24 protein-coding genes and 1 tRNA gene are annotated in these 24909 nt (G+C 73.4%); 13 read left to right on the top strand and 12 right to left on the bottom strand.

The window, feature by feature from the left end; translation table 11 throughout:
- Positions 1-141: 141 nt before the first annotated feature.
- A complete protein-coding gene (locus tag K1J57_RS09740) occupies positions 142-687 on the bottom strand; it encodes a lytic polysaccharide monooxygenase auxiliary activity family 9 protein (RefSeq protein WP_220565436.1) in 546 nt (181 codons plus the stop codon).
- Positions 688-1226: 539 nt separating this feature from the next.
- Complete coding sequence (locus K1J57_RS09735) at positions 1227-1742, bottom strand: hypothetical protein (protein WP_220564110.1); 516 nt, start codon at positions 1740-1742, stop codon at positions 1227-1229.
- 72 nt (positions 1743-1814) lie between these two features.
- Here K1J57_RS09735 and K1J57_RS09730 point away from each other — a divergent pair, with 72 nt between their 5' ends.
- Positions 1815-2663: an oxygenase MpaB family protein gene (locus K1J57_RS09730; protein WP_220564109.1), complete on the top strand. Its 849-nt coding sequence runs from the start codon at positions 1815-1817 to the stop codon at positions 2661-2663.
- Here K1J57_RS09730 and K1J57_RS09725 read toward each other — a convergent pair.
- Positions 2596-5577, bottom strand: a complete 2982-nt coding sequence (locus K1J57_RS09725) for a BTAD domain-containing putative transcriptional regulator (RefSeq protein ID WP_255646935.1) — start codon at positions 5575-5577, stop codon at positions 2596-2598. The two genes, K1J57_RS09730 and K1J57_RS09725, sit on opposite strands and share 68 nt — an antisense overlap.
- A gap of 130 nt (positions 5578-5707) precedes the next feature.
- A complete protein-coding gene (locus K1J57_RS09720) occupies positions 5708-5872 on the bottom strand; it encodes a hypothetical protein (protein WP_220564108.1) in 165 nt (54 codons plus the stop codon).
- 636 nt (positions 5873-6508) lie between these two features.
- Here K1J57_RS09720 and K1J57_RS09715 point away from each other — a divergent pair.
- The 3 genes from K1J57_RS09715 to K1J57_RS09705 all read left to right on the top strand — a co-directional run bounded on the left by K1J57_RS09715 (position 6509) and on the right by K1J57_RS09705 (position 9214).
- The gene (locus tag K1J57_RS09715) at positions 6509-7042 is read left to right on the top strand and encodes a hypothetical protein (RefSeq protein WP_220564107.1); all 534 of its coding nucleotides are present in this window, start codon (positions 6509-6511) and stop codon (positions 7040-7042) included.
- Positions 7043-7044: 2 nt separating this feature from the next.
- A complete protein-coding gene (locus K1J57_RS09710; protein WP_220564106.1) occupies positions 7045-7698 on the top strand; it encodes a hypothetical protein in 654 nt (217 codons plus the stop codon).
- A gap of 730 nt (positions 7699-8428) precedes the next feature.
- Complete coding sequence (locus K1J57_RS09705; RefSeq protein WP_255647287.1) at positions 8429-9214, top strand: hypothetical protein; 786 nt, start codon at positions 8429-8431, stop codon at positions 9212-9214.
- 9 nt (positions 9215-9223) lie between these two features.
- Here the strand turns inward: K1J57_RS09705 and K1J57_RS09700 are convergent, their stop codons facing one another.
- Positions 9224-10498 (bottom strand): hypothetical protein, encoded by a 1275-nt coding sequence (locus K1J57_RS09700; RefSeq protein ID WP_255647149.1) that lies wholly within the window; start codon positions 10496-10498, stop codon positions 9224-9226.
- 165 nt (positions 10499-10663) lie between these two features.
- On the opposite strand from K1J57_RS09700, the gene K1J57_RS09695 reads away from it, so the two are divergent.
- Entirely contained in the window at positions 10664-11149 is a 486-nt protein-coding gene (locus K1J57_RS09695) for an NUDIX hydrolase (protein WP_220564104.1), read from the top strand.
- A 58-nt stretch (positions 11150-11207) separates the two neighbouring features.
- On the opposite strand, the gene K1J57_RS09690 is transcribed toward K1J57_RS09695, so the two are convergent.
- The gene (locus K1J57_RS09690) at positions 11208-12842 is read right to left on the bottom strand and encodes a serine hydrolase (RefSeq protein WP_220564103.1); all 1635 of its coding nucleotides are present in this window, start codon (positions 12840-12842) and stop codon (positions 11208-11210) included.
- Positions 12843-13231: 389 nt separating this feature from the next.
- Between K1J57_RS09690 and K1J57_RS09685 the strand changes: the two genes are divergently transcribed.
- Positions 13232-13630 (top strand): hypothetical protein, encoded by a 399-nt coding sequence (locus K1J57_RS09685; RefSeq protein ID WP_220564102.1) that lies wholly within the window; start codon positions 13232-13234, stop codon positions 13628-13630.
- 88 nt (positions 13631-13718) lie between these two features.
- A complete protein-coding gene (locus K1J57_RS09680; RefSeq protein WP_220565433.1) occupies positions 13719-14528 on the top strand; it encodes a DUF2786 domain-containing protein in 810 nt (269 codons plus the stop codon).
- A 277-nt stretch (positions 14529-14805) separates the two neighbouring features.
- Here K1J57_RS09680 and dnaN read toward each other — a convergent pair whose 3' ends face one another.
- Both dnaN and K1J57_RS09670 read right to left on the bottom strand, forming a co-directional pair.
- Positions 14806-15951, bottom strand: coding sequence for a DNA polymerase III subunit beta (gene dnaN, locus K1J57_RS09675; RefSeq protein WP_255646934.1), 1146 nt, complete (start codon positions 15949-15951; stop codon positions 14806-14808).
- Between the two features lie 136 nt (positions 15952-16087).
- On the bottom strand, positions 16088-16546 hold the full coding sequence (locus K1J57_RS09670) for a DUF4442 domain-containing protein (protein ID WP_220565431.1): 459 nt from the start codon (positions 16544-16546) through the stop codon (positions 16088-16090).
- A gap of 131 nt (positions 16547-16677) precedes the next feature.
- Between K1J57_RS09670 and K1J57_RS09665 the strand changes: the two genes are divergently transcribed.
- The 3 genes from K1J57_RS09665 (at position 16678) to K1J57_RS09655 (ending at position 17800) form a co-directional block, all read left to right on the top strand.
- Positions 16678-16766 (top strand) — tRNA-Ser (locus K1J57_RS09665).
- Between the two features lie 139 nt (positions 16767-16905).
- Positions 16906-17337 (top strand): hypothetical protein, encoded by a 432-nt coding sequence (locus K1J57_RS09660; RefSeq protein WP_220564101.1) that lies wholly within the window; start codon positions 16906-16908, stop codon positions 17335-17337.
- An 88-nt stretch (positions 17338-17425) separates the two neighbouring features.
- Positions 17426-17800 carry a VOC family protein gene (locus tag K1J57_RS09655; RefSeq protein WP_220564100.1) on the top strand — a complete coding sequence of 125 codons (375 nt, stop codon included), beginning with the start codon at positions 17426-17428 and terminating at the stop codon, positions 17798-17800.
- Between the two features lie 81 nt (positions 17801-17881).
- Here K1J57_RS09655 and K1J57_RS09650 read toward each other — a convergent pair whose 3' ends face one another.
- The 3 genes from K1J57_RS09650 to K1J57_RS09640 form a co-directional block, all read right to left on the bottom strand.
- Positions 17882-18805 carry a universal stress protein gene (locus K1J57_RS09650; protein WP_220564099.1) on the bottom strand — a complete coding sequence of 308 codons (924 nt, stop codon included), beginning with the start codon at positions 18803-18805 and terminating at the stop codon, positions 17882-17884.
- Between the two features lie 73 nt (positions 18806-18878).
- Positions 18879-19796, bottom strand: a complete 918-nt coding sequence (locus tag K1J57_RS09645; RefSeq protein ID WP_220564098.1) for a universal stress protein — start codon at positions 19794-19796, stop codon at positions 18879-18881.
- Between the two features lie 60 nt (positions 19797-19856).
- Positions 19857-21518, bottom strand: coding sequence for a MinD/ParA family protein (locus K1J57_RS09640; protein ID WP_220564097.1), 1662 nt, complete (start codon positions 21516-21518; stop codon positions 19857-19859).
- 188 nt (positions 21519-21706) lie between these two features.
- Between K1J57_RS09640 and K1J57_RS09635 the strand changes: the two genes are divergently transcribed.
- Both K1J57_RS09635 and K1J57_RS09630 read left to right on the top strand, forming a co-directional pair.
- Entirely contained in the window at positions 21707-22681 is a 975-nt protein-coding gene (locus tag K1J57_RS09635; protein WP_220564096.1) for an NAD(P)H-quinone oxidoreductase, read from the top strand.
- A gap of 34 nt (positions 22682-22715) precedes the next feature.
- Entirely contained in the window at positions 22716-23255 is a 540-nt protein-coding gene (locus K1J57_RS09630) for a bacterial proteasome activator family protein (RefSeq protein WP_220564095.1), read from the top strand.
- An 86-nt stretch (positions 23256-23341) separates the two neighbouring features.
- On the opposite strand, the gene serS is transcribed toward K1J57_RS09630, so the two are convergent.
- Positions 23342-24607, bottom strand: coding sequence for a serine--tRNA ligase (gene serS, locus K1J57_RS09625; protein ID WP_220564094.1), 1266 nt, complete (start codon positions 24605-24607; stop codon positions 23342-23344).
- 137 nt (positions 24608-24744) lie between these two features.
- On the opposite strand from serS, the gene K1J57_RS09620 reads away from it, so the two are divergent.
- Positions 24745-24900 carry a hypothetical protein gene (locus tag K1J57_RS09620; protein ID WP_220565942.1) on the top strand — a complete coding sequence of 52 codons (156 nt, stop codon included), beginning with the start codon at positions 24745-24747 and terminating at the stop codon, positions 24898-24900.
- Positions 24901-24909 lie beyond the last annotated feature (9 nt).

Raw genomic sequence — 24909 nt, 5'->3', positions numbered from 1 at the left:
TTTCACCGCCGGATCAACGCGCCGGGCCAGGTCACGGCCCCGGATGCGGATCGGTACACCGGTCGGCGGTCCCGGCACCGCCGCGGCCCCCGGCCCGGGTGCGGGGCCGGGCCGGGGGCCGCACGGGGGGTGCGGCGGGGGTCAGCTGCGGACGTTGACGTCGATGCAGGCGTAGAAGGCGTTGGCCGTGTCGTAGACGTTCCACACCGCGAGGATCTTCTGCGGGCCGCTGTAGCCGGACAGGTCCAGGGTGTGGGAGAAGGTCGAGGGCGGCTGCGCGCCGCCGTCGTCGAAGACGGCGATCCGCTGGCCGCCGATGAAGTACTCCCAGGTGGAGGTGCGGTGGTTGGCCGTGATGGTCCAGGTGAAGGACTGGGTGCGGCCGACGTCGGTCCGCTGCCAGCCCCGGCTGTCGTCGTCCAGCTCGGAGAAGCGGGCGTTGCCGCCGGAACAGCTGGTCAGGCCCTTGGGGCCCTCGACGCTCTGCGGCTCCCACTGGATGGAACCGCACTCGACGATTCCGGCGGCGCACTGCGCCTGGCGGCTCGGCGGGTTGGAGATGTAGCCGTGCGCGTTGGCCGTGCCCATGGGCATGAGGCCGAAGAAGAGGGTGGTGGCGGCGGCGAGCGCCGTCGCGGCGCGGAGCGAACGCTGCTTGCGGGGGCTGTCGTTCCTGCGGATCTGCATGCGGGGCCCTTCTGTGTGGGTCAAGGTCCCGATGGTGTGGGGGCACACCGGGGGACGCGTAGCGGGATGACCCGGACCGTTGCCGGTCCAGGGCCGGGCTGGGCGCTCGGGGTTCGGATGGGCCCCGGGCACCGGACGGCGTCGTCCCGGAAACCCCTGTGCACCGGGGGTTCCCGCCCGTTGCGGAAGACCGTAGGCAGGCTGTGACGAAGAGTGCAAGGGGCCTGGTGACACGGGAGGGGAGGGTGGGACCGGACCGCGTTCCGGACCACTGCGCGCTCTCCGGCCACTGGTACGGGTGGCGACCGGACGGGCACGTGGAGTGAGAGCAGGGGCGATGGGGGCGGCGGCGCGCGGGCGGTCCGGCCGGAGAGAGGTGTAGACCAATCCGGGCCGATGGGGCTCCGACCACTGGACCTCACCAAAGGGATAGTTTTCCCTTACCCGTCCCTTGAAGCCCCTCTCACGGGAACCCGGCCGCCCCCGGGACCGACACCGGAACCGCCCCCGGAGCCGGTCCGACCGGACCGGCTCCGGCATCAGTCCGAGAAGTCCGGGGTGTCCGGATGGTCGAACCGGAACGGCACCCCGAGCCGGGCGGCGAGGGCCGTACCGGCCTCGCGCGCCTCCACTGCCTCCGGCCAGGGCGGGACCCTGCCGTTGAGGACCCTCAGGTCGCCGCCGCGCCGGATCCACCCCAGGTCCAGGGTCGTCCCGTCCTCGCAGTGCGCCTCCAGGACCAGGTACCACCCGAAGTCGTCCCCGTCCCAGACGGCCGCGACCTCTCGGGGCCGGGAGGGGTGCCCCTCGGCCCTGGATGCCATCTCCTCCACGTCGAGCGGGGGCGTGGGCGGACAGGGGTCGACTCCGAGTTCCCCGAACCTTTCGAGGACCATGTCCCGCGCGTCGTACAGGCTCAGACCGCCCCGGGAGCGCAAGGCCTCCCGGACGGCGGCGACCCCCGCGAGGAGGCCGCGCTCCCGGATGGCGGCGTCGACCCGGGCGAGCCCGTCCTCGCCCAGCAGCCGCAGGAGGGCGGTGTCGTCGTCACGCATGTCTCGCATGAGAGAGAAGGTAGGGCGCGTGTCCCTTCTGGAGAAGGCCTTTCGTCTTCTACGATCCTGGACATGGGCCGATCGTCCGATGAATCGCCGCTCCGGCGGATCACCGCGGAGTCCTGCCTCCTGGGCGGGGCCGGGTACGCCGTGCTGCTCCAGATCGCCCACCCCAGCGTCGCCCACGGGGTGTACCACCACAGCGACTTCGAGCACCGCCCCTTCTCCCGGCTCTTCGGCACGCTCGCCTACGTCTACGGGACCGTGTACGGCACCGCCGAGGAGCGCGAACGCCTGCACGCCGTCGTCCGGGCGATGCACAAGAAGATCACCGGCCCCGGCTACCGCGCCCTGGACGACGACCTCCTGCTGTGGGTGGCGGCGACGCTCTGCCACAACGCCGCCCGCGTGTACACGATGGTGTTCGGCGGGTTCCGCGACGACGAGGAGTACGCGCTCTTCATGCGGGAGGCGTCGGTGTTCGGCACCGCCCTGGGCCTGCCGGCCGAGGCCTGGCCGAAGACCCCCGAGGCGTTCGACGCCTACTGGGAGGAGGCGTCGGCCCGGCTCGAGGTGGGAGACGAGGCCCGCGACATCACCCGCCGCCTGTTCCGGCCCCGTCAGCCGGTGCTGCGGGCGCTGATGCCCCTCCAGCGGTTGCTCACCGCCGGGCTCCTGCCGGAACGGCTGCGCGACGGGTTCGGCCTGCCCTGGTCGCCGGGGCGGCAGCGGCTGTTCGACGGGATCCTCGCCGTCACGCGGGCCGTCTACCCCCGCGTGCCCCGGCCGGTGCGGGTACTGCCCGCCACCGTGTGCCTGTGGTCGATGCGCCGGTCGGACGGCCCGGCCCGGTTCAGCCGCCGAAGCGGTCGGCCAGGGCCGCGCGGGCGCGCTCGGCGTCGGGCGACCCCACCTCGGTGAGGATCTCCGCCGCCGTGCGCAGCAGCCCCTCGGCCCGGTCGGCGGTCACCGTGGGCGCGGGCAGGGTGCCCAGGGCCAGGCAGGCACGGGCGACGGTGTAGCGCTCGTCGCGCTCCAGGGCGATGGCGTGCGCCTTCTCCAGGGCGACCGCGGCCTCCTCGTGGTGGCCAGCCTCGGCGTGGGTGATCCCCAGGTCGGTGAGGATCTCGGCGTCGCCGCTGCGGTCCCCGGACTCCTCGGCCAGGGCCAGCGCCGCCCGGTGGGCCTCGACGGCCTCCTCCGGACACCCCGCGGCCCGGTAGGCGATGCCGAGGGAGTTGTGGACGTAGATCCGGCTGCCGACCAACCGCAGCCGCTGGGACAGCTCCAGTGCCTCATCGAGGTCGCGCAGCGCCCCCTCGATGTCCCCCAGGCCGACCTTGGCCTCCCCCATGACCCGCTTGACCAGGGCTGCCGACGCTCCCACGTCCTCCTCGGGGACCGTCTCCATCGACCGCGCCGCGCAGTGCAGGGCCTCCTCGTACTGCCCGAGCGCCTGGCGGACCACGGCGAGGTTGCTCCACTGGAGGGACTCCAGGCGCCGGTCCCCCAGGGCGACCGCGTGGTCGAGCACTCCGCTGATGGCCTCGGCCGAGTCCCGGAGCCTTCCGACCCGCTCGTAGACCATCCCCAGGTTCGCCAGGGCCCGGATGCTGCCCCGGCTGTCCCCCACCGCCGCCAGCAGGTCCCTCGCCTCGGTGAGCATGCGCAGGGCGTCGTCGAACCGCCCCGCGAAGTAGTAGCCGATCCCCAGCCCGATGAGCGTGACGGCCCGCCCCCGCCGGTTCCCCTGCCGGTCGCTGACCTGGAGCGCGCGCTCCTGGGAGCTGACGAGCAGGCCCATCTGGCCGTGCAGGGCGTAGAAGCGCCACACCGACTCGGCCATGCGCCAGGCGTGCTCCCCGTTGTCCCGCGAGGCGAAGTAGTCGATGGTGTCGGCCAGGTTCTCCCGGTGCAGGTCGAACCACTCCTCGGCGTCCTCGCGCCGCAGGAGTTCGGTGCGGTACCCGGAGTCGGACCGCTCGTCATCGTGCAGGGCCCTGGGACCCAGCAGGTCGGCGGCGTGCTGGGCGGTCAGCAGGTAGTGCTCCGCCAGCCTGCCCCGGATGCGGTCCACACGTTCGGCGCCGAACTCGGCGGTGGCCCTGTCCAGCGCGAAATCCCTTATGAGGTCGTGCATGCGGTACACGTCCCCCTGGGGTTCGTCGAGCAGGCAGACGCCGACGAGCTCCTGGAGGATGTCGTCGCCCTCCTCCACCGAGACGCCCAGCAGCGCCGCCCCGCCCGCCAGGTCGATGCTGTCGCCGATCATCAGGCCCAGGGTCAGGAAGGCGCTCCGCTGCTCGTCGTTGAGGCTCTGGTACGACAGGTCGATGGCGGTCTCGACGCTCTGGCCGTCCACCTGCAGTTCGCGGAACTTGCGGTTCTGCTCGCCGAGCCGCCGCGCCACGTGCCCGAAGGTCCAGCGGGGGCGGCTGAGCATGCGGCCGGCGATCACGCGCAGGGCCAGCGGGAGCCCGCCGCAGATGCGCACGATCTCGCGGGCCCGGTCCTCCTCGGCCCTGACGCGCTCCTCCCCCAGGACCCGGGAGAAGAGGTCCAGGGCGGACCGCTCGTCGAACATGCCCAGCGAGAGGAACCGGGCGCCGCTGAGCCCGGACAGCTCGTTGCGGGAGGTGATGAGGGTCAGGGAGCCCGGGGAGGACGGGAGCAGCGGGCTGACCTGGGAGTAGCTGGACGCGTTGTCCAGGATGAGCAGGGTCCGCCGCCCCATGAGGGTGGCGCGCCACAGGGCGGACCGCTCTTCCAGGGACTCGGGAATCGTTTCGGGCGGGACGCCCACCGCGCGCAGGAGGGACCCGAGCGCGGAAGACGGGTCCAGGGGCTCCTTGCCGGCCGTGTACCCGTACAGGTCGATGAAGAGCTGCCCGTCGGGATAACGTTTGGCGGATTCGTAACCGAAATGCACGGCCGTGGTGGTCTTGCCCCCGCCGCCGGCGGCCGTGAGGACGCAGACCTCGGCCCCCTCCTCGTCCGCGAGGGAGATCTTTTCGAGGCTGCGCAGGACGTCCACGCGGCCGGTGAAGTCCGGCAGGTCCCGGGGCAGGTCGTTGCGGACGCGGTAGACCGTCTCGGATTCCGTTGGTTCCGTTGCGGTCCGGCGCCCCTGGTCGGCGTCCTCCCGGAGGATGCGCGCGTGCAGGGCCGCCAGTTCGGGGCCGGGGTCGACGCCGAGCTCGTCGGCCAGCCGGACCCGGAAGTCCTCGTAGGCGGCCAGGGCGCGGGCCTTCTCGTTGTCGTGCCAGAGCGCCGTGATGAGCAGGTGCTGTAGGCGTTCCCGGAACGGCTCCTCGCGGGCCAGCGGGGTGAGGCGGGAGACGACCTCGGAGTGCCGCCCCAGGCCCAGGGCGCACGTCGCCCAGGCGATGACGGCCGACCAGCGCTCCTCCCGGAGGGGGCCGACCACCGTGTGCTCCAGTGCCTCGGAGCCGACCCCGGAGAAGGGGACGCCGCGCCAGCAGGAGAGGGCGCGGTCGAGGAGTTCCAGCGCTTCTTCGGGGGCCGCCCGGGCGGCCTCGTCCCGCAGCCGCCGGAAGCGGTACAGGTCGACGGAGTCGGGATCGGCGTCGAAGATGTAGCCGCCGGCCGTGGTGGAGATACTTCCGGGAATCGATCTGCGCAGGTGGGAGACCTGGACCTGGATGACCGAACGGGCGGTGCGCGGCGGGTCGTCGCTCCACAGGTAGGTGATGAGCCGGTCCACGGTGACCTCTCGGCCGAGGTTCACCAGGAGCGCGCCGAGCACACAGCGCTGGCGTGGTCCGCCGATCGCAACCGGTCGGCCGTCGGACCAGACGGCGATGGGGCCGAGCACACCGAATTCCACAAGGAGCAACCCTAGCAAGCGGAATTCTGGAAAAGCGGAATCCGGGCAAGCCAAAAGCTCCGAGTATCTCCCCCTCTGTCAAAGATACTCGGAGTGACCTTTTGGCTACGCCGGGCTGTTACTTCTCCTCGGCGGGCTTCTCCTCGGCGGGCACGCCCTCATCGGGGCGTTCGGCGGGCACCGGCTTCACCGGCTCCGGCTCGGGCTCCCGGTAGGGCTGCATCTTGGCCTCGGGCATCGCGTCGGCCACGATCTCCTCGAAGCGGTCATCGAGAGTCAGCATCTGGGGGACTCGCACTCCTCGTCTCACCGCACTCGTGTAGAGCCGCAAGGTGGCCCTACGTCGCCTGCGAACCATCACGGACTTCACCGCCCTTCGGGGCGGACGGGCCACCCGTGGCGGACTCCGCCTCAGGGAACGCCACGGGTGGCATGTGTCCAACGAACGACGATCCGGTCGGGAGGTTCGCGAGCCGTCCTCTCGCGGCGACCGGTCGTGCCGAACGCCTTCGACACTAGAGAGATCCTCTTCCAGGCCGCTTTCAGTCCACTTACAGCCCTGAAAGGGGCCGGAGCCGGGGGCTCGGGAAACGACGCAGTGTGGAATGGACGTGCACCCGGGGTGACACATTCGCCTTTTCCGATACCCGGGCGGACACCGGGCAAACAGGAATCCGATCGCCATTCACGGCCCCGTTCCCCCCTCCCCCGCGGGATTCGGGCTCAGTGGGCGGGGTACCCGGTGCCGCCCCCGCGCGGGGAGTGGACCCAGGTGACGGTGTGACCTCTTCCGGCCGTTTACGGCGAGTCAGGAGGGTTTGCGCCTACACTGCGGCGCGTGGCCCATCACGCCCATCTGGACGAAACCCCCGGTCGCCCCAACCCCCTCCTCCCCGGCGACCGTGTTCAGCGTGCCGCGGTGATCTCCGTCGGGGCGGCCGTCGTGGCGGTCGCCGTGCTGGGCCTGTACCTGTTCGGCGGACTCGAAACGGCCACTCCCACCCCGGAGCCGCCCGGCACCCGGCTGCGCAACGTCCTGTACGAGATCACCCCGCACGAGGCGGCGCCGGCCTCCGACGAGGTGGAGGGCGCCGTCGTCCAGGTCCTCGTGGACGTGGAGCTGCACGGCTCCGACCTGCCGGTGCCGATGTTCGACATCGGCTCGACCATGGACGTGCGGCTGTTCCCCGGCGACCACCGGGTGAAGCACCCCGACCTGACCCTGACCCGCTATCCCCAGGGCGTCACCACCCGGCTGCAGCCGCACATGCGCGAGGAGGCCCTGCTCAGCTGGCCCCTGCCGGACGGCGTCTCCCCCGACGAGGTGGACACGGTCCGGATCACGGTGCGCCAGGCGGAGAAGCTCGTCACGACGGGCGGCGGCGGGTTCTTCTGGTCCCCGATCGCCGGTTCCAGCGTCGGAACGGTCGACCTGCCGATCGGGGAGGGCTGACCGTGTCCCCGCAGTCCCGCCCCGGCTTCGGGCGCCGCGCCCTGAACCTCGTGCTGTGCCTCGGCCTGATCGCCGCGATCTTCTTCGTCCAGCGCTTCATCGTCGCCAACGACGCGCTGGTGGAACCCGTCGCGACCGCGGGGGCACAGGGGTCGGTGGTGTCCAGCCGCGCGTTCGAGGCCGAGGTGTCCGGGGTGGACGTCACCTCCGAGATCGAGGTGACCGGCAGCGTCCTCGGCGACGCCGAGAAGATCCCCGCCAACGGCGTGTGGGTGGTCGTGTGGGCGCGGGTGACCGCCCTGGAGCACACGATGCACGGGGTCTCGGCGGAACTGCGGATGGCCGACGGCGTGGTGTACGAGGAGCGGGGCTGGTTCTGGGCGTCGCTGGACCGGGGGACCTTCTCCCCCGCGATCCCGCAGCGGGGCGCGTTCGTGTTCGAGGTGCCCCCGGACCGCCTGGACGGGCCGACGCTGGTGCTCACGCACCGGCCCGGGTACGAGGAGCGGCTGTCCTCGCGGGTGGAGGTCGCCCTGGACGGGGTCGGCGCCGAACCGGGCCCCGAAGCGGTGGTGCTGACCGGGCCCGAGATCGACATGTCCGGGGACGCCCCGGGCGGAGACGGCGCAGGGGAGGCCGCGGATGCGTCCGAATGAGCCCCGGGACCCCCGGGACCCCCGCGGGTCCGACAGGCCCGGCGGGCCCCGACACGGTGACGCGCCGCGGGAGGGCGGGCCGCCGGCGTCGCCGTACCGCGTGCCCGGACCGCCGTCCGGCCCGCCCCCGGCGGGCCGGGCCGACGGATACGGCCGCTACCCCGGGGAGCCTCCCGGAACACCGGAGCAGCGGATCCCCCGGCGCCCCGTGCGTCAGCGGCCGGGGCCGGTGGACCGGTCCGCGGGCTCCGAGGGGTTCGGCGGCGCTCCGGGGCGGCCGCCCCAGGACCCGCGCGGCCCCGCGAACGGCGGGGCGTACCGGCGTCAGGAGCCGCCACAGGACCCCCGGCAGGGTCCGCGCCCGGGCCGCCGCCGGGCTCCGGGGCCCCCGGACGGCCCCGGGTCCGGAACGCAGCCCGGCGGGGGACAGCCTCCGCAGGACGCGCGGGCGGGACGCCGCCGGGCGCCGCAGGGGCCCGGAACCGGAGCCGACGGGTACCCGGGAGGCGGACCGCCCGCCGAGGCGTACCCGCGGCAGGGCCCGCGGGCCGGGCGACGCAGGGCGCCGGGCCCGCCGGACGCGCCGGCTCCCGCGCCCCGCCCCGCCGGAGGGCACCCTCCTCAGGAACCGCGCGGCGGGCACCGCCGGGCACCGCGGCGTCCCGGGGACGGGCCGCCCGCCGAGGCGTACCCGCCGGGCCCGCCCGGCCGCCGGACTCCCCCGGGGCCCGTGGACGGCGCACGGCCCCCGGTCGGCGGTCCGCCGCCCCGGGGCCCCGTCGGCGGGCCGTTCGACGGCCCCCGCCCCGGACCGTTCCGGGGCCCGGAGGCGTTCGCGGGGGCCCACGGCGGGCCCCCGGGCGCCTTCGGCGAGCCCGACCCCCCGCCCACCGGGGCCAGGGGCAAGACCGTCCGGCACGCCCGGCCGCTGTGGAAGCGCCTGCACCTGCCCTACGCGGCGGTGCTGGTGCTGCTGTTCCCGGTCATGCTGGTCTGGCCCTACACGACCGAGGTGCGCGACGGGACCGAGGCCGGGCTGATCCCGCCCGAGCCGAGGCCCGTGGACGTCGGCGACACCGCGGACCTCGCGGGCAGCCGGTGGCGGGTCACCGGGTACATCACCGGGTTCCTGGGCGGTTCCGAGCCGCCGCCCGAGGGGCTGGAGATCCTCGACGTCGGCTTCCGCGTCACCCCCGGTGACGCGGAGGCCGCCGAACTGCTGCGGAACAGCTGCGCGTTCCGCGCCGTGGACGGGCAGGGCCGCTCCTGGGAGCGCACGCACCTGTTCTCCATGCGCGACTTCGGCGAGGAGGCGGGCGACGGGGCCTACGGCTGCACCACGGGTGAGGGCGAGACCATCGCCCCCGGGCAGGAGCAGTCCATCATCCTGTCGTTCCTGGTGCCCGAGGACGTGGTCGGGGACCTCCGCTACGAGGTCACCGTCGACACCTCCGCGGACCCCGAACGGCCCCGGCCCGACGCCCTGGTCTTCGAGGCCGAGGAGCTGGAGGAGTAGCCGGACGGGTCAGCCGGCGTGGCGGGAACCCCCGGAGGGGGCGTGCGTCGCCACCCGGCGCACCCGGCGGCCGACGCTGTCCTCCTCCGCCTTGCGCAGCGCGACCTCGAAGGCCGCCGCCAGCAGGCACACCCGCAGCAGCATGTGCAGGGAGCCGATCACGAAGTCGATCGGCTGGAGCAGCGGCCACCACTCGGCGTGCAGCGGGCCGGGGCCCGCCAGGACGAACACCAGCCGGTGCAGCTGTGTGAACGCGACCTCCAGCAGCACGAAGCACAGGGAGTACGACAGGTAGAACACCGGGCCCACGCGCAGGACGAAGCGCAGCGCGTGCAGGCAGGGGTAGATCTGCTCCTTGAGGTCGTTGCGGACGAACCGGTCGAGGAAGCGGCCGGTGCCGGCCAGCCGGTTGACCGCCCGGTCCAGGCCGTTGCGGACGCGGTGCTCCTCGAAGACGCTGTCATAGTCGTCGACCTGGGCGCGGTAGACGACCGCGGCGATCGTCAGCCACAGCAGCGGGCCCACGAACCCCGTCGAGACCGCCTTCCACGCCTTGGCCCACCACACCGGGATGCGGGCGTAGAGCTCGGGCTGGCCGACCAGTGCGCCGGCCCCGTTCAGCAGATCCTTGGCCCCGGTCTGCATCTCCACCCAGAAGACCCGGCCGGTCAGCCAGGCCTCCGCCTGGGTGATCGCCATGCCCAGGGAGAACAGGAACATGAACACCCACACGCCCTCGAACAGGGCGGTGAGCATGCCCAGGAGGGCGCTGTGCCCCTTGCGGTAGAAGTGCGAGCAGAGCTTGCGCAGCAGCCACGCGGAGACGGCGACGATGAGCGGCAGCCCGTACCAGGGCACGTTGACGGGAGCCTGGAACGCCTCCAGGCCGCCGGTGTTGAGCAGGGCGATGCTGTACATGTCGTACTGCTCGCGGATCAGGCCCCAGGCGGCGTAGAACAGCAGGAACGGCAGGATCGCCAGGGCGACCCCGTCCACCACGCGGCGCTCGCGTTCGACGAACCCGCGCTGCCGGTCCTCCCGGACCACCTCCGAGCGCAGCTCGGAGTCGATCACGGGCAGCCCCGGGCGCAGCAGCTGGAACATGATCACGAACGTCACGAGGGTGACCAGCAGGGTCAGGCCCAGGCCCGTCAGGGAGAGCGTCTGCTCGACGTCGGCCAGGCGCACCAGGCCGCGCATCAGCACCGCGTGCACGAGCATGCCGACGGTGTGGACGCACAGGAGGGGGACCCAGTAGCGTGCGGCCAGGCCGAGCGCGTACACGGGCAACAGGGCTGCGGAAGTCGTCGAGCGGGCCATCGGTTCTCAGAAGGGTAGAGGGTAGGGAACGGAGGGACCGCGACGAGGTGCGGCTTTCCGTGTCCGGACCCCGGTCGCGGACGGTGGTCGGCGCGCGGGGGCGGGACGCGTGGGAATCAGGAGGGCTTGATGGAGGACGGCGACGGCAACGGCTGGGTGCACCTGCCGGACGGGTCCAGGCGCTGGGGAGTCTACGGTGCCGCGGGGCTGTTGTTGTACGGAACCGACATGGCCGGAACCGGACACGTGCTGCTCCAGCACCGGGCCGAGTGGACGCACATGGGCGGCATGTGGGGGATCCCCGGCGGTGCGCGCAACCGGGACGAGACGCCGCTGGAGGCCGCGGTACGGGAGTTCCGCGAGGAGATCTCCGGCGACCTGGGCGGGTACACGGTGGTGGGAACGCACGAGCACGACCTGGCGGTGTGGCGGTACGACACGTTCCTGTTGAGCGTGCCGGAACTGGCCCCCTTCTCCCCCGCCAACTCGGAGAGCATCGAGGTCCGGTGGGTCCCGGTGACGGCGGCGGAGGCGCTGCCGCTGCTGCCCGCGTTCCGGACGGCGTGGCCGGCCCTGGTGGCGGACCTGGAGAGGTCGGTGGAGACGGCGGGCTGACGCCGGCGGCGCCGGTCCCCGTGCGGGGATTCCGGGCCGGGGGCTTTCGAGGCCGTCCTTAGCCGTCGGTGCGCACGCCCGCGGCCGACGACCGCTCCGGGCCCCCGGGTCGGCCCGGCCTCGTCAGCGCGGCGAGGCGCGCGAGCCGGGCCGCGAGCACCGCGCAGCAGCCCAGGGAGCACACGACCAGCGCCGCCCAGAACGCGGGGAACAGGTAGGGCGGCTGGAACCAGGCCATGTCGCGCCCCTGGTACAGCCATCCGAGCACCTCGTGCAGGGTCACGGCCGAGACCGGCGGCAGGGCGTACGGCAGCAGGCGCGCCGCCGTCGCCCACCGCGCCCGGCCCGAACGCGCGAGCGCCCATCCGCCCGCCCGGCGCACCCCGCGGACTCCGAGCGGGACGGTCGCGGCGGCCAGGGCGAGCAGGACAGCGTCGGTCCATACCGCCCACGCCCCCTCGGCCCCCGGCCGCTCCGGGGCCGCGCCGGAGTCCACGAGTTCGACGAGCGCGGCGGCCAGCGCGCTCGCCCCCGCGCCGGAGGTGCCGGTGTTGGCCATGACGGCGATGCCGTGCCCGCTTTCGGGCAGCAGGGCCTGGTGGGAGGTGGCGGTCATGATCTGTCCGCTGTGCTCCACGATCCGCGCGCCCGACGCGGTCCGCCCCAGCGACCACCCCAGCGCGTAGGAGCCGGACGCCTCGGAGGGGGTGTACAGCTCCTCGAAGCCCTCGGGCGACAGCAGTCCCGTCTCCTCCCCGTCCGGACCACGGCCCCCTGCCGTGTGGGCGGTGAGCCAGGCCCCCATGTCCTCGGCGGTGCTGACGACCCCGCCGGAGCCGTTCCCGAACCCGGGCGGCTCGTCCGCGGGCAGGGCCAGGCCGAGCACGACGACGTGGCCCCGGGCATCGGCGGGCAGGTCCAGGTCCGTGTCGATCGTCGTGGTGGCGTCCATGCCGAGCGGGGCGAACACCTCCTCCCCCAGGTGGTCGGCGAAGGGCCGTCCGCCGACCACCTCGACCAGCCGGGCGGCGACCTGGTAGTTCGGGTTGTGGTACTCCCAGCGGGTGCCGGGCTCGGCCGCCAGGCGGGCGCCGCGCAGGTCGGCCACCGACTCGCGCAGGGTGAGGGTCTCCCGGCCCCGGCTGTAGGAGGCGAACTCGGCGTCGGACATGCCGGAGGTCTGGTCGAGCAACTGGCGCACGGTGATCCGCTCCGCGCGGGGGTCGGCCATCGTGAACTCGGGCAGGTGCTCGCGCACCGGGTCGTCCAGGTCCAGTTCCCCCGCTTCGGCCAGTTGAAGGACCGCCAGCGCGGTGAACGACTTGCTGACCGACGCCATGGCCATGGGCGTGCCGCCGGTGACCGGGGCGCCGTCCGGGGTGGTGCCGTAACCGCCGACGTGCACGATGTCCGTGCCGTGGGTCAGCACCACCGCCGCCCCGGGCAGGCCGGTCGCCTCCCGGTAGTCCTCCACCAAGGCGTCGACGGCCTCCGGGGACGGGGTGGCCGGGCCCGCCCCGGCAGTGGGAGGCGGGGCGGAGGCGACCGCCGCGGCCGCAGAGGGGGCGGCGGACAGGAGCAGCAGCGCACAGGCCCCGAGCAGCGCCGACACGCCGCGGAGAGCGCGGGCGGGGCCGCTCCGGCGGGCCGGGGCGACGGGCCGGGCGGGGCGGGCGGTCGCGGGGAGGGTCATACGGAGAACGCTAGGCACCCGGCGCGCTCCCGCCCATGGTGCGCTCCACCCGGTCCTCCTGGGGTACTCCTCAGGGTGCGCGGTCCGGGCCGCGGCGGGAGGCCGCCCGGTGGGCGGGATCCGTAGGAGGCGGCGGGCGGTCTGCGCGGAGGCGGCGCGAGGGCGGACCGGCCGTGCCGGGCCGGGCACTCCCGGGGCCGGCCGTTCGTTGACCGTTCGTGGTCCGCGCTCTCCCGGCCGTCCACAGGCGGCACCCGCGGGGTGCGGCCGCGGACACTCCGGGGTAAGTCAGGGATGTGCCCTGATGTGCGCGCGGACCGGGGCAATGCATGCTGGTGGAGACGGCCCGTCCGGAGCGGTCGTCACGCGAACGGACTGGAGCGGTGGACATGACGCTGGAGCGCGGTAACGCATTCACTCCCGTCGCCTCGGCGACGATGATCTGGCCCTGGACGACGTCTGTGCTGGGCGGCGCCGCGGGCGGCGCCCTCTTCTTCCTGCTCAACCTGGGCGGCGGGCTGCTCCCCGCCGTCATGTCGGGCCTGGGCGCGGCCGTGATCTTCTTCTCCCTCGTCGGCGGCGTCGGCGGCGTGATCAGCAAGAAGTCCGACCGGCGCGGCCGCCGCTACGCGGCCAACTACCCCTTCCGCTACGCGGCCGTGCCGGCCGTCGTGGGCGGTGTGGGCTACGGGATCCTCTCCCTGAGCCTGTTCGGCGGCCTGTTCGCCGCCCTGGCGATCTGGGCGACGGTCGGCGTGATCGCGATGGTACTCGGCGACAAGAAGTAGGCTCGGTGTTTTCCGCCCAGGCGCGGAAGAAGGAGAACACACCTACGGGAGCAACCGGGCGCCGATGACTGAAGCAGCTCGTCAGAAAATGGTCGAGCGGGTCCGAGGGCTCCTCCGCATGGCGGAGGACCCCTCGGTCACCGATGCCGAGAGCCAGGCGTTCACCGCCAAGGCCGCCGAGCTGATGACCCGCCATGCGATCGCGGAGGCCGAGGCCCGCGCCGAGCGGGGCGAGGAACCCGACGCGATCGGGCGCATGGACTACACGGTGTCCGGGGTGGGCGGCCACGGCAAGGCCCGGGTACGGGCGCTGGCCGACATCGCCGCCGCCTACGGGTGCCAGTCGGCGGTCCGGGGCAACTCCTCGGAGAACACCGACCGGATCCTCATCCTGGTGGGGACCGCGAGCGCGCTGGACGCGCTGCGCATGCTCATGCCGTCGATCTCCATGCAGATGGAGTCGTCGGCGAAGTTCATGAGCTCGGGGCACGTGTCCGACATCCGGGAGCTGCGCAACTACACGCGGTCCGAGCTGGAGACCGAGCGCAAGCGGTACTACCGGTCGTTCGTGCGGGCCTACGGGCAGGCGGTGGCCGAGCGCATCCGCGAGTTCCGGCGCCGGCTGCAGGAGATGTCGCGCCCGACCGGCGCGGGCGGCGGTTCCGCCGAGGGCGGGGTGGCGTCCTCCCGGGGTGCGGAGCTGGTGCTGCGCGCCGATGTGCACCGGGTCCAGGAGGAGTTCCAGAAGCAGTTCCCGCAGCTGCGCAAGCACCGGCCCGAACGGACGCACAGCGCGGCCGGGGCCCGGGCGGGGTACCAGCGGGGACGGCAGGCGCAGCTCGGCCTGGAGACGTCCGTAACCGGTGGGGGTTCGTCCACTCTGCCCGCCGGTGAGTGACAGAACCCGGTCCAACCGGATCAAGTAAATTGTCCCGTTTTGTACGTTTTCCGACCTCAAAAAGAGGCCGATCCCGCGAAGTTTTCCACAGGCTGTGCACAGAATCGCCGCCGGAGTCGTTCTTGCACGTCAAAGCGGAAATGCGAGAGCACATCAGGGGCGATTCGGGTCCTCCCGGGACCGATCACCCCGGGTTATCCACAGGCTGGGCGCCATCCTGTGGAAAACCTTGTGGATAACTCGGCGGCAAGCTGTGGATAAGGCCCGAATCCCCTGATCAGGACACCCGCAACGGCTGTACCAGATACCGGAAGGACGGGGCCTCGCCCTCCTTCGCCGGGACATCGGTGAACACGGCGGGTTTCGTCGGCTCCGTGAAGTTCAGGTGGGCGGAGTCGGTCGCGATCGCCGACAGGCCGTCCATCAGGTAGTCGGGGCGGAACGCCACCCGCAGCGGGTCGCCCTGGTAGTCCACGGCGATCGCCTCCACCGCCTGGGCGTCCTCGCCCGAGCCCGCCTCCAGCGTCACCTCGCCCTCGGTGAACACCAGCCGCAGCGGGGTGTGCCGGTCGGCCACCAGCGCCACCCGCTTCACCGCCTCCGTCAGCGGCGCCACCGCCACCTCGGCCCGCGAGGCGAACTCCGCGGGGAACCAAGAGGCGTACTTGACGAAGTCGCTGTCGATCAGCCGGGTGGTGCTGCGCCGGTCCCCGTTCTCGAAGCCGATCGCGCCCTCCCCCGGCGCCAGGCCGCCGGCCCCGCCCGGCGACAGCGCGACCTCCACATTGGAACCGCCGATGACGCCCCGCACCATGTCGTGCAGGGTGCGCGCGGGCACCAGCGCGGAGGTGTCGACCGCCGGGTCCTGCGGCTTCCACCACAGGTCGCGCACCGCGATGCGGTAGCGGTCGGTCGCCACCACGCTCAGCGTGTCGCCGGTGAAGTCCAGGTAGGCGCCGGTCAGCATCGGCAGCGTGTCGTCGCGGCTGGCCGCGGGGGTGACCTGGCGGACCGCCTCGGCGAAGGTGTCCGCGGGCACCGAGCCGATGCGCTCGGGCATGCCGGGCAGGGTGGGGTAGTCCTCCAGCGGCATGGTGATGAGGGTGAACCGGGCGGCGCCGCCGCTGATCCGCACCTTGGCGCCGTCGGTGTCGATGTGCACCGAGCCGCCGGGCAGGTTGCGCACGATCTCGGCGAGCAGTCGGCCGGGCACCAGCACCGCGCCGGCCTCCTCCGCCAGCACCTCGACCGAGGAACGGGCCGAGACCTCGTAGTCGAACCCGGACAGGTGCAGGGCGGAACCGCCGTCGGGGACCTCCAGGCGCATCCCGGCCAGCACCGGCACCGCCGGGCGGTTCGGCAGGGCGCGCGCCGTCCAGGCGACGGCCTCGGCGAACGCGTCGCGGTCCACACGGAGTTTCACGATCTCTGCCTCCTCGTCGGCGTGGTCAGGGTCAACCTACCCAGCGGTGCCGACAAATCGACGGCCCCGGGCGGACCCGCGGAACGGGGCGCGACCAGGGCCGATCGTGTTCAGGATGTGGCTGTGGGGGCGGGTGTCACCGACGGTTCGGCTTCAGGGTCCAGGTGATGGTCATCTTGCCGGTGACGGTGCCGTCGGCCATGCGGATCTCGACGTCGATGGGGAACTCGGGGCGCTGACCGCCGTCGAGCTCGGCGACGACCTCGTCCCGCGGACGGCCCAGCACGGCCTCGGCGGTCATGTCACCGGTGGCCATCTTGAGGAAGTGGATCTCGGCCTTGGTGGGCAGCGGCAGCGCGCGGTCCATGGTGTCGCCGAAGGTGCCGATGATGATGGCGCCCGAGGCGGACTCGGCCAGGGTGAACATCGCCCCGGCGTGCGCGCCGCCGATGTGGTTGTGGTGCTCGGGCCTGTCCGGCAGGTTCATCACCGCCCGGCCGAAGTCGAGGGACTCGAACGACAGGCCGAGCGTGCGGGCGAAGGGCACCGCGGCCAGGAAACCGGACTTGACCATCTCCGCCGTCTCGGCGTTCATGTTTGCCATGCCCCGAATGTTACTCGCGAGTAACCGAAATGCGCCACCCATCGCACGGCGACTTCCCCGGCCCGCGCGTACCGGCGGGGCATGTCGGCTACGATGACTCGCGGAGACCCGCGGGGTCGCCGGGAGGGTTCGCATAGCGGCCGAGTGCAGTGCTCTTGAAAAGCACCAAGTCCTTGACGGGGCTTCGTGGGTTCAAATCCCACACCCTCCGCGGTCGCGAAGGGCCGCCCGCTCGTCGAGCGGGCGGCCCTTCGTGTTCGGCGGGGCCGGGTGCGCGGACCGGCGGCGCCCTGCCGGCCGGGGGCCGGGCGGGCGGCGGGGGTGTCGGGGGGACCGGCTAGGGTCGCGCCATGACCAGGTTCAAGGACTTCAACTTCAAGCTCGCCGTCGTCGAGCAGCTCATGTACACCGACGAGGCGCTGACGCCCGCCTACAGCCTCGCCGCCGTCCTCAAGGAACAGGGGCTGGGCGACGATCCCTGGGGCTGGGCGTCCGACAACGGCCTCGCCTACAAGGTCGTCCCGCAGTCACGGGAGTTCTTCGAGCGGCTGGAGATCAGTGACGAGCTCCTCGCCGGCGTGGAGGAGCTGTGCCTGGACGGCGGGAACCAGGTCTACCAGGAGTGCGCCCCCGTCTGGGACGGCGAGGACGACCTGTTCGCCATCGCCTCGCTGGAGGACCTCGACCTGCTGCCGAACCTCAAGCGCGTGGAGTTCGCCGAGGCTCTCAGCGAGGAGCTGCAGGAGGTCCTGCGGGCCCGCGGGATCGAGATCGACGACTGAGGCCGGTCTCCCACGGCGGGCGCCCGGTCCCCGGCCGCGCCGCGGAAAGGGCTTGGACCCCCGAGGGGGCCCGTGAAAGGCTGCCGTCATGATCGGACGGCTGCACACCTTCGTCTACGACTGCCCCGACCCCGAGAGGCTGGCGGGGTTCTACTCGGAGCTGCTGGGGCGGCCCGTCACCCTGCGGGACGAGGGGTGGGTGGTCATCGGCGACCGGGACGAGTGGCCGGTGCTCGCGTTCCAGCCCGCGGAGGGGCTCAGGGAGCCCCGGTGGCCGGATCCGGAGCGGCCGCAGCAGGCGCACATGGACATCTGGGTGGAGGACATCGACACGGCGGAGCAGCGGGTGCTGGAGATGGGCGCGACGCTGCTGCGCACCGAGGAGAACGGGACCGGCGTGTGGTTCCGGGTGTACTCGGACCCCGCCGGGCACCCCTTCTGCCTGGAGTACGAGGCACGGTAGCGCCGGGCCCGCGGGGCGCGAAGCGCCGGCCGCCGCGCGGAGGCGGCGGCCCCGGCGGGGCGTCCCCGCCGGGGCGTGCGCTCAGTCCTCGTCGGCGTGCCTGGGGAGCACGACCACCGGGACCTTGGAGTGGTGGAGCACCCCCTGGCTGACCGAGCCCAGGAGCAGGCCCCGGACGGTGCCGCGGCCGCGCGAGCCGACGACGATCGCGTCCGCGCCCTCGGCGGCCTCCAGGATGGCGTTCACCGGCCCGTTCTGGGTGCGCACCACGGTGACGTCGATGTTCACGTCGTCGCGCTGCTCGTCGATGGCCTCCGCGAGCAGTTCGGCGACCAGCTCCTCGGACTGCTTCTCGAACAGGTCCTCCTGGGGCTGGTAGCCCGCCGCGGTCATCGCCACCGGGTCGTACGGGTAGGGCACCTCCCAGCTGTGCACCACGACCAGTTCGCCCTCGGTCTCGGCGGTCAGGGCGACCGCCAGGCCCAGGGCGCGGCGGCCGTTGCGGGACCCGTCGACGCCGACCACGATCCGCTTCAGCCCCGTGGTCGCGGGCCTGCCCCCGTGCGAGGGCACCACTACGACCGGGCAGGGCGCCTGGGCGGCCACCCGGATGCTCACGGAGCCGACGAACATCGACTTGACGGTGCCCATCCCCCGGGTGCCCACCACCAGGAGGTCGTGCTGCCGACTCTGGCGCAGCAGCGCCAGCGGCGCCTCCTCCAGGGCGGTGACGGTCTCGGTACGCACGTCCGGCCACCCCTTGGCCACGTGCGCCACCGCGTCCTGGAGCACCTCGGTGGCCTGCCCCTGGATCTCCTCGGTCGGTTCGAACCGGGCGGGGCCCCCGTACGCGGACACGATCAGCGGCATGCCCAGGGCGTGCACGATCCGCAGCGGCACCCCCCGGCGGGCCGCCTCGGCCGCGGCCCACTCCAGGGCGGCCTGCCCGTTGTCCGATCCGTCGATGCCCACCACCACGCGCGGTGTGCGGTCCTCGTTCACCATGTGACAACCCCCTCTAGGCACCCATCATCACCGAGTACACCCCATGGGCCCCGGAACGGCACAGGGCGCAAGGTCACCGGTTCGGGGGACGTCCGTCGGCCCCGTCCGACCCCGGGGGCAGGACGGCCACCGGGATCCCCGCGTGGTGGAGCACCCCCTGGCTGACCGAGCCCAGGACCAGGCCGCGCACCCCGCCGCGGCCGCGCGAGCCGACGACGACCATGTCGGCGTCCGCGCCCGCGTCGAGCAGCGCCCGGACCGGGTCGGCCCGCACGCGCACGGCGCTGATGTCGAGGTGCCCGGTGCGCTCGTCCACGACGTCGGCGAGCACCCCGTCGACGACCTCCTCCGACCGCCGGTCGGGCACCGCGTCGCCGGTCGCCGCGTCGTCGGCGGGCGCGTCCTCCCCCAGCGCGTGGACCAGGACCACGGAGGCGTCGGTGGCCAGCGCCTCCTCCAGGGCGAAGCGCAGGGCCCGCCGGGAGGACGGCGAACCGTCCACCCCGACCACGACGCGCCCGCGGTACCCGCGGGGCTCGGCGTCGGGGACGACCACGACCGGGCAGGGCGCGCGCGCGGAGGTGCGCACGCCGATGGAGCCGAGCATGATGGCGCGCACCGAGCCGAGCCCCCGCGACCCGACCGCGATGACGTCGCCGCGGCGGGCCTCCTCCAATAGGACGGCCGGGGCGTCCGCGACCGCCAAAACGGTGATCACCTCAACGTCGGGGCGGGCGCGGCGGGCGTACTCGGCGCTCTCGGTGAGCAGCTCGTGCGCCGAGGCGCGCGCCTCGCCAGCCGACCCGCGCCCCGCGGTCCCGCGGCCCACGGCGACGGCGCCGACGACCGCCTCCGGGCCCAGCCCGTGCACGATGCGCAGCTGGACCCGGCGCCGCGCGGCCGCCCCGACCGCCCACGCCAGTGCGGCACGGGCACCGGGCGTGCCGTCCACCCCCACGACCACCGCCGGCGGACGCTTCCGTTCGCTCATCCTTCGACCCCCCTCTTCCCGGTTCATTGTCGGTAAGGGGGGCCGTCAATCCTCGGACCGTCACCCGTGGCGGGCGAATCCCTCCCCGACGGTGGCGGCGAGCCGCAGGTAGGCGTCGCGGGTGGCGGGTGCGAGCCGGTCGAGGTCCACCTCGGCGCCCTCCTCCAGGTGGCCGTCCCAGGGGACGCGGACGACGGCGCGGCAGCGGGCGGCGAAGTGGCCTTCGAGGCGGTCGAGGTCCACGCTGCTCTTGCTGTCGGAGCGGACCATGGACAGTACGACGGTCGCGTCGCGCACCAGCCCCTCGTGGCCGTGCGCCTCCAGCCAGTCGAGGGTGGCGCTGGCGCTGCGCGCCCCGTCCACGGACGCGGAGCTCACCAGGACGACCTGGTCGGCCAGGCCCAGGACGCCGCGCATGGCGGCGTGCAGCAGCCCGGTCCCGCAGTCGGTGATGCAGATGGAGTAGAAGTGCTCGACGATCCGGGCGACCTCCCGGTAGTCCTCGTCGCCGAACGCCTCGGACACTGCCGGGTCGCGGTCGGAGGCGAGGATCTCCAGGCGGCTGGGCGCCTGGGAGGTGAACCCGCGGATGTCGGCGTAGCGGGACACGAGGTGGCGCTCGTTGAGGAGGTCGCGGATGGTCGCCGCGGTCTCCAGGCGCACCTTGTCGGAGAGGGTCCCCCGGTCGGGGTTGGCGTCCACGGCCAGCACCCGGTCGCCGCGCAGGGAGGCCAGGGTGGCGCCGAGGGCGACCGTGGTGGTGGTCTTGCCGACCCCGCCCTTGAGGCTGAGGACGGCGACCCGGTGGTGGCCGGTGGCGACGGGGGTGCAGGCGCGGGCGATGAGTTCGCGCCGGCGCAGCACCTTGGGCGACTCGCCGGGGTTGATGAGCCCCAGGGTGGCGGTGTGCACGGCGCGCCGCCAGCCGCCGCTGGGGCCCTGGTGCCGGTTGCGGACCAGGGTGGCGGCGTTGAGGGAGTCGGAGGTCTGCCGCTCCCCGGTCATCCCCGGCACCGGCGGGGTCGGCGGCACCCCGGGCAGCGGGGACGCCTGCGCCGCAGGCCCCGGGACGGCCGGGGGCTCCGGGACCCCGGGTCCGGAGAAGGGGGACGCCGCGACGGGGGGAGCGGCGGCCGGGCCCCGGCCCTCCGCGGGCCCTGCGGGCCCCGCGTGCGGCGCCGGCGGAGCGGGCGGCTCCGGGTCCGCGGCGGCGCCCGCCTCCAGCGGCGGCAGCTGTTCGGGTTCGGGGACGTCGGCGTCGCGGCGCAGGTCGCGCGGGGCCAGCGGGTCGGCCCCGCCGTCCGGTCCGGGGCGCGCGGGCCGTCGCAGCGGGCGGGCCGGACGCTCGCGTATCCGCGGCATCAGCCGGACGGTGTCGGACCGCACCTCGTCCTCGCCGTCGTCATCGTCGTCCGCCGCGTCCGCCGCAGCCGCCCCGAAGGCCCGGTCCGCCCCGGTGGCCGCGTCCGCCTCCACGGGAGGGGGCGGCGCCGGGGCCATCGGGGTCTCCAGCGGGATCGGGGCCGCGTAGGGCGGCGGAGGCGGCGCGTCGCCGCCGAACCACTGCTCCCGCGGCGAGGGCGCGGCGGGCCTGCGCGAGCCGATCTCGGTGACGGGGGCCCCGTCCTCGTCGGGCCCGTCCTCCGCACGCCGCCACGGGGACACCTCCGACTCCTCGGACACCGAGCCTGCGTCCGTCCCGTTCTGATCCTGGTGTGACACCGGAGTTCTCCTGCGTGAAGGGGGTGTACTGCGGAGGGAGAGGGGTACCCCGCCGGGGAGCGGGGGTCGCTCCCTGGGTTCACTCTTACCCGCCGCGGCCCGCCGAAGCATCCCCCATCCCTTCTCGAACACGATCCACTTCCGGCCACCGCCGGGAACCGGCCGCCACAGCGGATACGGTCGTTCCCATGCACGCGATCCTTATCACCGAACCGGGCGGACCCGAGGTCCTGGCCTGGTCCCAGGTCCCCGATCCCGTTCCCGGCGACGGGGAGGTCCTCGTCGACGTGGCCGCCACCGCGGTCAACCGCGCCGACGTCGCCCAACGGCAGGGCACCTACCCGCCGCCGCCGGGGGCGTCCGAATACCCGGGGCTGGAGTGCTCCGGAACCATCCTGGAACTGGGCCCGGGCACCGAGGGCTCCGGATGGGCGGTGGGCGACCGGGTGTGCGCCCTGCTGTCCGGCGGCGGCTACGCCGAGAAGGTGGCCGTGCCGGTCGGCCAGCTGCTCCCGATCCCCGCGGGCGTGGACCTGGTCGAGGCCGCGGCCCTGCCCGAGGTCGCCTGCACCGTGTGGTCGAACCTGGTCATGGTGGGCGGCCTGCGCAGCGGCGAGACCGTGCTCCTGCACGGCGGCGGCAGCGGCATCGGCACGTTCGCGATCCAGTTCGCCCGCACCCTGGGGGCCCGGGTGGCCGTCACCGCGGGCAGCCCGGAGAAGCTGGCGGCCTGCCGGGAGCTGGGCGCGGAGATCACCATCGACCACCGCACCGAGGACTTCGCCGCCCGGATGCGCGAGGCCGGGGGCGCCGACCTGATCCTCGACATCATCGGCGGCTCCTACCTCGACGCCAACCTGCGCTCCCTGACCACCGGCGGCCGCCTCGTGATCATCGGGCTGATGGGCGGCCGCTCCGGCGAGGCCGACCTGGGCCGCATGCTCGCCAAGCGCCTCTCCGTGCACGCCACGACCCTGCGCTCGCGCCCCCGGGACGAGAAGTCGGCCATCGTCGCGGGAGTACTGGAGCAGGTATGGCCGTTGGTAGAACAAGGAGCCATCCGCCCCGTCGTGGACCGCGTCCTACCGATGCGGAACGCGGCGGAGGCGCACGACGTCATGGAATCGAGCGCGCACACCGGCAAGATCCTGCTCACCCGCTGACGGGCGCGGTCGACGACATTCGGTAAGGGGACACATGAGCAATACGGACGATCCGAACGAGCAGCCCAAGGTCCTGGTCATGGGTGCGGACCCGCACGCGGACGACGACGGGAACGAGGAGCCCCGCACGCTCGCGGACATGGTGGAGCAGCCCGCCAAGGTGATGCGGATCGGCAGCATGATCCGCCAGCTCCTGGAGGAGGTCAAGGCGGCGCCCCTCGACGAGGCCAGCCGCACCCGCCTCAAGGAGATCCACACGTCCTCCATCAAGGAGCTGGAGGACGGCCTGGCGCCGGAGCTGATCGAGGAGCTGGACCGCCTCACCCTGCCGTTCGCGGACGGCAGCGCCCCCAGTGAGGCCGAGCTGCGCATCGCGCAGGCCCAGCTGGTGGGCTGGCTGGAGGGCCTGTTCCACGGGATCCAGACCACCCTGTTCGCCCAGCAGATGGCGGCCCGCGCCCAGCTGGAGAACATGCGCAAGGCCCTGCCCCCGGGCGTCGCGGGCCTGCAGGCCGAGCAGGGCCAGGGCCGGGCGCCGGGCCGCGAGGACGGCAGCTCCGGGCTCTACCTGTAGGGGACCCCTCCGGGAAACGCCCCGCACACGCGAGGAGCCCGCCCCCTCATCCTCGGGGACGGGCTCCTCGTGTGTCCGCGGGCGGCCTACCTCCCGACCGGCTCCAGGACGTCGCGGCCCAGGAAGGGGCGCAGCGCCTCGGGGACCACGACCGAGCCGTCCTCCTGCTGGTGGTTCTCCAGGATGGCGACGATCCACCGGGTGGTGGCGAGCGTGCCGTTGAGGGTGGCGGCGAAGCGCGGCTTGCCGTCCTCGTCCCGGAACCGCACGTTGAGGCGGCGGGCCTGGAACTCGGTGCAGTTCGAGGTGGAGGTCAGCTCGCGGTAGGTCCCCTGGGTCGGGACCCACGCCTCGCAGTCGTACTTGCGGGCGGCGCTGGTGCCCAGGTCGCCGGCGGCGATGTCCACGACCCGGTAGGGCAGCTCCAGCTTGTCGAGCATCTCCCGCTCCCAGGCGAGCAGCCGCTTGTGCTCCTCGTGGGCGTTGTCGGGGTGGGTGTAGACGAACATCTCCACCTTGTTGAACTGGTGCACCCGGATGATGCCGCGGGTGTCCTTGCCGTAGGAGCCCGCCTCCCGGCGGAAGCACGGCGACCAGCCGATGTACCGGTTGGGCAGGGCGTCGGCGGGCAGGATCTCCCCGGCGTGGTACCCGGCCAGCGGCACCTCGGAGGTGCCCACCAGGTAGAGGTCGTCGGCGGGCAGCCGGTACACCTCGTCGGCGTGGGCCCCCAGGAAGCCGGTGCCCTCCATGGTCTCGGGCTTGACCAGGACGGGCGGGATCATCGGGACGAACCCGGCCGCGACGGCCTGGTTCATGGCCATGTTCAGCAGCGCCAGCTCCAGCTGGGCGCCGACCCCGGTGAGGAAGTAGAAGCGCGCCCCGGACACCTTGGCGCCGCGCTCCATGTCGATGGCGCCGAGCTTCTCGCCCAGCTCCAGGTGGTCGCGCGGGGTGAAGTCGAACGTGCGCGGGGTGCCCACGGTCTCCAGGACCCGGAAGTCATCGACACCGCCCTCGGGGGCGCCCTCCTCGACGAGGTTGGGCACGGCGGCCACGGCCCGGTCGAGTTCGGCGGCGAGGCGGTCGGCCTCGGCCTCGGCGGCCTTGACCTCGGCGGCCAGCCCCTTGGCACGGGCCAGCAGCGCCTCGCGCTCCTGGGGGGACGCCTTGGAGACCGACTTGCCCACGCTCTTCTGCTCGGCCCGCAGGGTCTCGAACCGGGTGAGCGCGGAGCGCCGCTCGGAGTCCAGTTCGAGCAGCCGGTCGGCGGCGGAGGGGTCCTCCCCGCGTGCGCGCTGCGAGGCGCGGAGTCGTTCGGGGTCTTCTCGGAGAGCTCGAAGGTCGATCACGTCTTGCAGATTACCGTTCGGTCCGGCCCCCGCCGACATCTTTTCCGGGTTCGCGTCATGAACGCGGTGTCACCACGTCCTCACGATGAGACATCACCGGTTCCGGGGAGGGGACGGCAGTGAAACCGTTGAGCGAGATGAGCACCGAGGAACTGAGCGCCGCGCTGGAGGCCCTCGACACCGAGCGGCCGCGCGACACCGCGCTGCGGCTGGCGCTCTACCTGGAGCTGCGCCGGGCCGCGGCGGAGGAGTGGGTGTTCGAGGCCGAGGGCGGCGACGTCCTGGACGACTGAGTCCGGACG

The organism is Nocardiopsis sp. MT53, assembly GCF_019598965.1.
GTDB classification, from domain to species: Bacteria; Actinomycetota; Actinomycetes; order Streptosporangiales; family Streptosporangiaceae; genus Nocardiopsis; species Nocardiopsis changdeensis.
The sequence above is the reverse complement of the archived record's forward strand: the minus strand, read 5'-3'. Positions and strand labels throughout refer to the sequence as shown.

What these genes read in the sequence shown, in the direction of transcription:
- K1J57_RS09660 (WP_220564101.1), top strand. Translation starts at nt 16,906, where the DNA reads ATGACCAGGTTCAAGGACTTCAACTTCAAGCTCGCCGTCGTCGAGCAG.
- K1J57_RS09680 (WP_220565433.1), top strand. Translation starts at nt 13,719, where the DNA reads ATGGTCGAGCGGGTCCGAGGGCTCCTCCGCATGGCGGAGGACCCCTCG.
- K1J57_RS09620 (WP_220565942.1), top strand. Translation starts at nt 24,745, where the DNA reads ATGAGCACCGAGGAACTGAGCGCCGCGCTGGAGGCCCTCGACACCGAG.
- K1J57_RS09685 (WP_220564102.1), top strand. Translation starts at nt 13,232, where the DNA reads ATGACGCTGGAGCGCGGTAACGCATTCACTCCCGTCGCCTCGGCGACG.
- K1J57_RS09670 (WP_220565431.1), bottom strand. Translation starts at nt 16,546, where the DNA reads ATGAACGCCGAGACGGCGGAGATGGTCAAGTCCGGTTTCCTGGCCGCG.
- K1J57_RS09690 (WP_220564103.1), bottom strand. Translation starts at nt 12,842, where the DNA reads ATGACCCTCCCCGCGACCGCCCGCCCCGCCCGGCCCGTCGCCCCGGCC.
- K1J57_RS09650 (WP_220564099.1), bottom strand. Translation starts at nt 18,805, where the DNA reads ATGGTGAACGAGGACCGCACACCGCGCGTGGTGGTGGGCATCGACGGA.
- K1J57_RS09645 (WP_220564098.1), bottom strand. Translation starts at nt 19,796, where the DNA reads ATGAGCGAACGGAAGCGTCCGCCGGCGGTGGTCGTGGGGGTGGACGGC.
- K1J57_RS09730 (WP_220564109.1), top strand. Translation starts at nt 1,815, where the DNA reads ATGGGCCGATCGTCCGATGAATCGCCGCTCCGGCGGATCACCGCGGAG.
- K1J57_RS09630 (WP_220564095.1), top strand. Translation starts at nt 22,716, where the DNA reads ATGAGCAATACGGACGATCCGAACGAGCAGCCCAAGGTCCTGGTCATG.
- K1J57_RS09655 (WP_220564100.1), top strand. Translation starts at nt 17,426, where the DNA reads ATGATCGGACGGCTGCACACCTTCGTCTACGACTGCCCCGACCCCGAG.
- K1J57_RS09720 (WP_220564108.1), bottom strand. Translation starts at nt 5,872, where the DNA reads ATGCTGACTCTCGATGACCGCTTCGAGGAGATCGTGGCCGACGCGATG.
- K1J57_RS09740 (WP_220565436.1), bottom strand. Translation starts at nt 687, where the DNA reads ATGCAGATCCGCAGGAACGACAGCCCCCGCAAGCAGCGTTCGCTCCGC.
- K1J57_RS09735 (WP_220564110.1), bottom strand. Translation starts at nt 1,742, where the DNA reads ATGCGTGACGACGACACCGCCCTCCTGCGGCTGCTGGGCGAGGACGGG.
- K1J57_RS09635 (WP_220564096.1), top strand. Translation starts at nt 21,707, where the DNA reads ATGCACGCGATCCTTATCACCGAACCGGGCGGACCCGAGGTCCTGGCC.
- K1J57_RS09695 (WP_220564104.1), top strand. Translation starts at nt 10,664, where the DNA reads ATGGAGGACGGCGACGGCAACGGCTGGGTGCACCTGCCGGACGGGTCC.